Raw genomic sequence first — 6,371 nt, 5'->3', positions numbered from 1 at the left:
CACCCCGCACACACGCCCCCGGCCCACGCGGCCGGTGGTGGGGCCTGTCCTTGCTGGCCGAGATGAAAGCCGACTACCTGGGATTCGTCACCCGGCTGCAGCGGGACCACGGCGACATCACTTACATGCGCCTGGGCAACGAACATGCCTGGGACCTGATGTCACCCGAGCTGGTGCGCGAGGCGCTGGTCAACCACGCCGACGCGCTCATCCGCTGGGAGCGCGGGATCGAGGTCTTTGCGCAGGTCTTTGGCCAGAGCGTTCTGGTGACCGAAGGCCCCACGTGGCAACGGCAACGGCGCATGTTGATGGAAGCCTTCACGCCCAAGCGCGTGGCCGGCTACGCCAAGCTCATGACCCATGCCGCCCAGGAGGCGTTCGATGCGGCCTTGCCGCCGGGTCAGACGCGGGGGCTGGTCGCGATGGACGCGCTGTGGAGCCGTGTGACCATGGACGTGATTCTTCGCACGATGTTCGGTCGCTCGGCGCAGCAGGACTCGGTGGCCGCCGCGCAGGCGACACAGGTCTTGTCGGCCACCGCCTACCGCGAGATGTTCCGGTTGTTCACGCTGCCCGACTGGCTGCCGCTGCCCGGCAAGGCCGCGAAACGCCAGGCCTTGAAGACCTTGAGAGACCTGATCCAGCAACAGATCGACGCCCGCCGAGCCGCCGGACCGGCAGACGCCGACCACCCCGATCTGCTGGGCCGGCTGCTGGCGCTGCGCGACGAAGCCACGGGCGACGCCTTGTCACCGGGCGAGGTGTTCGACCAGTGCATCGTGAGCTTCCAGGCCGGGCACGAAACATCGGCGACCGCCCTGCTCTGGTGGAGTCGCCTGATGGCCGAGCACCCCGACATCGCGCAACGCGCACGCGACGAGGTCTTCAGCGTCGTGGGCGACGAAAAACCGGGCCCGGAGCACCTTGCCCAACTGCCCTGGCTCACGGCCACGCTCAAAGAGGCGATGCGGCTCTACCCGCCCGTCGCGGCCCTCATGACGCGGCGCACCACCGCGCCCATCGTTCTGGGCGGCTGGGCCATTCCGAAGGGCGCCATGTTGCGCATCACGCCCTACGTCCTGCACCACGACGAGCGCTGGTTTCACGACGCCGGCGCGTTCAAGCCGGAGCGTTTCCTCGACGACGCACCGCCGATCCCGAGGGGCGCCTGGATGCCCTTTGGCGCAGGTCCGCGTGTCTGTCTGGGGCAGCACTTCGCGATGCTGGAAATGACCTTGCTCTCGGCCATGCTGCTGCAGCGGTTCTCGCTGGCCCTGCCCGACCACGCACCTCCGTGTGAACCCCAGTTGCACGTGACCTTGCGCCCCAAGGAACCGGTGCAGCTCTGGCTTCAGCGCACCCCCGTCGCCGGACCGGGGAACCCACTGACCTTCGCCGGCATCGCCTGACGGCGCTCAGGCGGTGGAGCGAGCCAGCTGCCGAGCCCGCTGGGTCCGCCCGCCGTAGCCCCAGTCGGTGGCCGGTAGTTCGCGCACCGTCACGTAGCTCGCGAGCTCGAAGCCACCGTCCGGCGCCAGTTGGCGCTGCAGTTCGCGGTACGCAGCGTCGATGAAGCGCGCCTTCTCCGCTTCGGTATTGGTGCCAGCGGTGATGCCGATCTCCAGCAAGGCCGTCGCACCCTGCACCGCGCCCCCGCCCACCCACCAGCGCGCCCGGGGCAGGTCGTCGATCACCACGGCGGTGACCTCCGCGCGTTTGCCCAGGATGTCGGCGGTGAGCCTGGTGAGTGCTGCGGCCAGGGCCTGGTAGCGCTCGGGGTTTTGCAGCGGGGCGATCTTGAGCATCAAGATGGGCATGGTCAGGCTTTCTGTGGGTGGGTGGGGACGATGGGGAAGCGCAAGCGCTGCCACAACCGCCACAACCGGCGCGGCCAGTCCTGGCCGAAGGCCAGCACCGCCAGACGACGTTCTTGCACGGCCTGCCGCCGAATGCGGTCGAGCAAGGCTGCGTAGGCCTGCGGCGAGAGGGTCTGGTACAGGTGTTCGGTGTGCATGGTGGGCTCCGTTGAAGGGGTGCTCGAACTCTAGGCACTCCCCCTCCGGCGGGAAACGGCAGCGATCTCAAAACGGTTTTGCACGCCGCGCAAAGGCCTGCACAGCGCCTCGCCCCACGGCCGTCGCCTACCATCACCGCCATGGACAAGCTTGCCTTCGACGACCTGAAGCTTTTTGCCCGCGTGGCCGCGCTGGGCAGCCTCTCGGCCGTGGCGCGGGAGCGCGATGTGCCGGTCAGCCAGGTCTCTCGCGCCCTGACGCGCATTGAAAAAACCTGTGGCGCGCGCCTGGTCCACCGCTCCACCCACGGGCTCTCGCTGAGCGCCGAGGGCGACACGCTTCTCGCCTACAGCCACCGCATCACGGGCGTGCTTGACGAGCTGGAGGGTGAGTTCGCCCACCAAACGGGTGAGGCGCGTGGCCTGGTGCGCATTGCATGCAGCACCGTCATTGCGCAATACTTTGTGGTGCCCAGCCTGGGCGAGCTGAACCAGCGCCATCCGAACCTGCGCGTGGATCTGGAGGTGAGCGACCAGCTCGTGGACATGGCCCGCGAAGGGATCGACATGGCCATCCGCACCCACACCGCTCTGCCCAACACCCAGGTGGCCCGCGCACTCGGCCATCTCGACCGCGCGCTCTATGCCGCCCCGGCGTACGCAAAACAGGCCGGGTTGCCGCAGCACCCCGACGACCTGAGACACCACCGGCTCATCGTCAACACCACAGCCCCACACCTCAACCAGTGGCCGTTTGTGGTGGAGGGTCACGCGGTTCTGCGGCCCGCCGAAGGCTACTGGCGCATCAACGACACCGGCCAGGCCGCCAACATGGTGCTGCAGGGCCTGGGCATCGGGCGGCTCGCCACGCTGGCGGCGGCGCCGCTGGTGCGGCAGGGACTGCTGCTGCCCGTGCTCCCAGCGTTTGTGCCGCACCTGCCGGTGCCGCTCTACGCCATCACGGCCAGCGCGCGACAGCGGCTGCCCAAGATCCGGGCCTGCATTGACTTCTGGGTCGAGTGGATCGCCAAGCAAAACCCGCCTTCGGGCACCAGCCCATGAGCGCCGCGCCTTTGCACTACCTGATCTTCGACGCCAGCGACGACGGCGAAGGCACCGGCACCTGGGACGCCATGGCCAGCGTGCGCGCGGCCGACGTGCCCGCGGTGATGGCCGAGGTGCAGGCCGTGCTGGCCTGGGCCGAGAAACACAGCCCCGGGCCGCGCGGCCCGCTGGACGAGGGCGGCGCCTGGGACGCCGACCAGCAGGTGCAGCAAGACGGCGACTGGACCACGGTGACGCTGACGATCACCGGGCCTTGGGAGTGGGGCGAGGCGCTGGTGGCGCGGTTCGCGTCCGAGCGCTGAAGGCGTTCAGCGCCCCTTGAACACCGGCACCCGCTTCTCACGGAACGAGGCCACGCCCTCTTTCGCGTCCTCGCTGTTGGCCAGGCCTTTCTGTACCGCGTCGAACTCGGCCATCGCCGCCAGCGGCCCCTGCTCCACCGCCTTGAGCGCGTTGAGCCGCGTGGCCACCACGGCCAGTGGCGCCTGATCGGCGATCTGCGTCGCGATGCGCAGGGCTTCGTCGAGCTCCTGGCCGGCGGGCACCACGCGTTGCACGAAGTGCAGGCGCAGCGCTTCGGCGCTGTCGAACTCATCGCCGGTCAGCAGGTGCAGCAGTGCGTTGCCCAGGCCGGCGCGCTCGGCCATGCGCAGCGTGGCACCGCCGGTGGCCATGATGCCGCGCTTCACTTCGAGTTGAGAGAACCGGCCGTTGTCCGCGGCCACCACGATGTCGGCCGCGAGCATGAGCTCGATGCCCAGCGTGTAGGTGATGCCTTTCACCGCCACAACCAGGGGCTTGGTGCGGCGGCGCCAGCCGGCGTCGCCGAGGTTGAGCGGGTCCACCAGGCCGAAGGGCACGGCGTACTCGCCGCGCTGCATCAGCGGCGCGAAGGTCGGCAAATCCAGGCCCGCGGTGAAGTGATCGCCGTGCGCGTGCAGCACGCCCACGCGCAGCGCGGGCTCGTCGTCGAGCCGGGTGTAGGCCTCGGCGAGCGAGCGCATCATGGCCGGCGTGAAGCCGTTGCGTTTGGCAGGACGATCAATGCCGATCAGCAGCACGGCGCCGCGCGCCTCGGTGGTGATGCGGCCTTCAGGGGGCGTGGGGGTGGCGTTCATGGCCGCATGGTAGTCAGCCGGCGCCACCCGCCCGCGTCACCCAGGCGTCAAGCCCTGCGCCGCGCTCAGCGGATGCCCTGCACGTCCAGTGGGGTCACCGCGCCGGCCTGGTTGCCCCAGCGCTGGCGGATGAAGCTGGTCACGGCGGCGATCTGTGTGTCGTTCAGCAGCGTGCGGAACGGCGGCATGCCGTAGGGCTGGGGGTGGCCAGCGGTGGCGGGCGCGAAGCCGCCACCGAGGATGGCCTGCACCGCGTTGACCGGCGAGGCCAGCCGCACCGCGCGATTGCCCGCGAGCGGCGGGTAGGCCATGGTGCTTCCAGTTCCAGCCAGGCCCTCGCGCGCCGCGCCTTGGCCCTGTTCACCGTGGCAGTCGAGGCAGTGCTGCTTGTAGACCTTCTCGCCGAGATCGAGCTGGGCCGACGGCGCGCTCGGTGCGGCCGGTGGCGGCGCCGCTGGCAGGGCTTGGGACGCGAGGTAGTGGCCGATGGCGTTCAGGTCGGCGTCGCTGAGGTGTTGGGTGCTGTGTTGCACCACCTCGGCCATCGGCCCCATGGCCGAGGCGCCGGCGGTGACGCCGGTTTTCAGCAGCTCGACGGTGGAGGCGCCGGGTGTGACCGATGGCCCGGCCTCGTGCGCGGCGCGCAGCGAAGGTGCATACCAGCCGCGACCGGGCATGAGGCCGCCGTCCAGCGCCCGGGCGCTGTCCACGCCGCCCAGCGCGTCGCGCGGCGAGTGGCAGGCGGAGCAGTGGCCCAGGCCTTGAACGAGGTAGGCGCCCCGGTCCCATTCGGCACTCTGCGATGTGTCGGGCTGGAACGCGGCGGGCTCGAAGTACAGCTCGCGCCAGACCGCGAGCGCGGCCTGCGTGCTGTAGGGGAACCGCAGCGCGTGCGGCCGGTTGGCCTGCGCGACCGGCGTCAGGCTGCGCAGGAAGGCGTGCAGCGCGTCGCTGTCGTCGCGGGTGATGCGCGAAAAGCTCTCGTAAGGGAACGCGGGGTAGAGCAGGCGGCCGTCGCGCGACACGCCTTGTTGCATGGCCCGCCAGAAGGCGTCGGCGCTCCAGGCGCCCAGGCCGGTGGTGTCGGGCGTGAGGTTGCCCGCGAACACGGTGCCGAAGGGCGTCTCGATGCCGCGCCCGCCCGCGTAGGGCGGGCCGCCGCGCGCGGTGTGGCAGGCGGCGCAGTTGCCGGCCCGCGCGAGGTAGGCACCGCGCGCGACCAGCGCCGGGTCGTCGGGCGCGGGCTGGGCGGTCAGCGGCGGCAAGGCCTCCACGCCGAGCTGCCGACCGATAAGCACCGCGAGCGCGATCAGCAGCACCACCGTCGCACCCAGCGCGACAGCAAGCAGGCGGCGCACCGCGGTGTGGTTCACCTCGCTCATCGACGTACCTCCGCCCTGCGGGCTTCGGTGCGAGCGGGCTTGGGAGCGGCCCGGCGCCCGCTCATTTGTCCGCACTCCCGCAACGCAGGGGCAAGGGCTTCGCCGAGGGCGCGACGGCGTGGGTGTCGGCGGGCAGCGGTTGGGCCGAGAGCCAGGTGGCGAGGGCGCCCACATCGTCGGGCGTTAGGCCTTTGGCGATCTGCGCCATGCAGTCGGGGGCGTGCGTGTGGCGCAGGCCGGTCTGCCAGGCGCCGAGCTGCCCGATCAGGTAGTCGCGCGGCAGGCCGAGCAGGCCGGGTATGGCGGGCTTCATGCCGGTGAGCGCGTCGCCGTGGCAACTGGCGCAGGCGGGCAGCTGGCGCGCCGGGTCGCCGCGCCGGATCAGCGCCTCACCGCGCGCGAGCTGATCGCGCGGTGCGTTGACGGTCTGCGGCGGCGGGTACGGCAGATCGAGGCTGGCGAAGTGGTTGGCGATGTCGAGCAGGTAGGCGTCAGACAGGTGGTCGAGCAGGTTGGCCATGCCGGGGTTCTGGCGCCGGCCGTCGCGAAAGTGCGTGAGCTGGTTGTAGAGGTAGCCCGCCGGCTTGCCCGCGATGCGCGGGAAGTAACCGGCGTTGGTGGCGCGGCCCTCTTTGCCGTGGCACAGGGTGCAGGCCATGGTGCGCTGGGCCAGGGTGTCGGGCACGGTGCGTTGCGGCTCGGCGGCGACCACCGCGCCGTGCCAGAGCAGGGCCGCGATGACGATGGGGAGGTGGGTTCGGAGCAGGGACATGGGCGCTTTGAAAGTACCAC

8 protein-coding genes are annotated in these 6,371 nt (G+C 70.7%); 3 read left to right on the top strand and 5 right to left on the bottom strand.

All coding sequences use genetic code 11. The features are described 5' to 3' along the window. The coding region (locus tag B0E41_RS07610; protein WP_253194678.1) for a cytochrome P450 at positions 1-1,409 on the top strand (1,409 nt) is incomplete at its 5' end. A 6-nt stretch (positions 1,410-1,415) separates the two neighbouring features. Here B0E41_RS07610 and B0E41_RS07605 read toward each other — a convergent pair. Together B0E41_RS07605 and B0E41_RS07600 are read right to left on the bottom strand one after the other, a co-directional pair. After that, the gene (locus B0E41_RS07605; protein WP_077330480.1) at positions 1,416-1,817 is read right to left on the bottom strand and encodes a tautomerase family protein; all 402 of its coding nucleotides are present in this window, start codon (positions 1,815-1,817) and stop codon (positions 1,416-1,418) included. Positions 1,818-1,819: 2 nt separating this feature from the next. Continuing rightward, the gene (locus B0E41_RS07600) at positions 1,820-2,014 is read right to left on the bottom strand and encodes a hypothetical protein (RefSeq protein ID WP_077330479.1); all 195 of its coding nucleotides are present in this window, start codon (positions 2,012-2,014) and stop codon (positions 1,820-1,822) included. Positions 2,015-2,155: 141 nt separating this feature from the next. Between B0E41_RS07600 and B0E41_RS07595 the strand changes: the two genes are divergently transcribed. Further along, on the top strand, positions 2,156-3,076 hold the full coding sequence (locus B0E41_RS07595; RefSeq protein ID WP_077330478.1) for a LysR family transcriptional regulator: 921 nt from the start codon (positions 2,156-2,158) through the stop codon (positions 3,074-3,076). Further along, on the top strand, positions 3,073-3,381 hold the full coding sequence (locus B0E41_RS07590; protein WP_077330477.1) for a hypothetical protein: 309 nt from the start codon (positions 3,073-3,075) through the stop codon (positions 3,379-3,381). Before B0E41_RS07595 ends, B0E41_RS07590 begins: the two co-directional genes overlap by 4 nt. 6 nt (positions 3,382-3,387) lie before the next feature. On the opposite strand, the gene B0E41_RS07585 is transcribed toward B0E41_RS07590, so the two are convergent. The 3 genes from B0E41_RS07585 to B0E41_RS07575 form a co-directional block, all read right to left on the bottom strand. Continuing rightward, positions 3,388-4,197: a crotonase/enoyl-CoA hydratase family protein gene (locus tag B0E41_RS07585; protein ID WP_077330476.1), complete on the bottom strand. Its 810-nt coding sequence runs from the start codon at positions 4,195-4,197 to the stop codon at positions 3,388-3,390. Between the two features lie 65 nt (positions 4,198-4,262). Continuing rightward, positions 4,263-5,579, bottom strand: coding sequence for a cytochrome c (locus B0E41_RS07580; RefSeq protein ID WP_077330475.1), 1,317 nt, complete (start codon positions 5,577-5,579; stop codon positions 4,263-4,265). A gap of 61 nt (positions 5,580-5,640) precedes the next feature. Then, entirely contained in the window at positions 5,641-6,237 is a 597-nt protein-coding gene (locus tag B0E41_RS07575; protein WP_216350741.1) for a cytochrome c4, read from the bottom strand. Positions 6,238-6,371: the final 134 nt, after the last annotated feature.

The sequence above is a fragment of the Hydrogenophaga sp. A37 genome (genome assembly GCF_002001205.1).
In the GTDB taxonomy this organism is placed as follows: domain Bacteria; phylum Pseudomonadota; class Gammaproteobacteria; order Burkholderiales; family Burkholderiaceae_C; genus Hydrogenophaga.
This window is presented reverse-complemented; position numbering and strand designations above follow the sequence as displayed.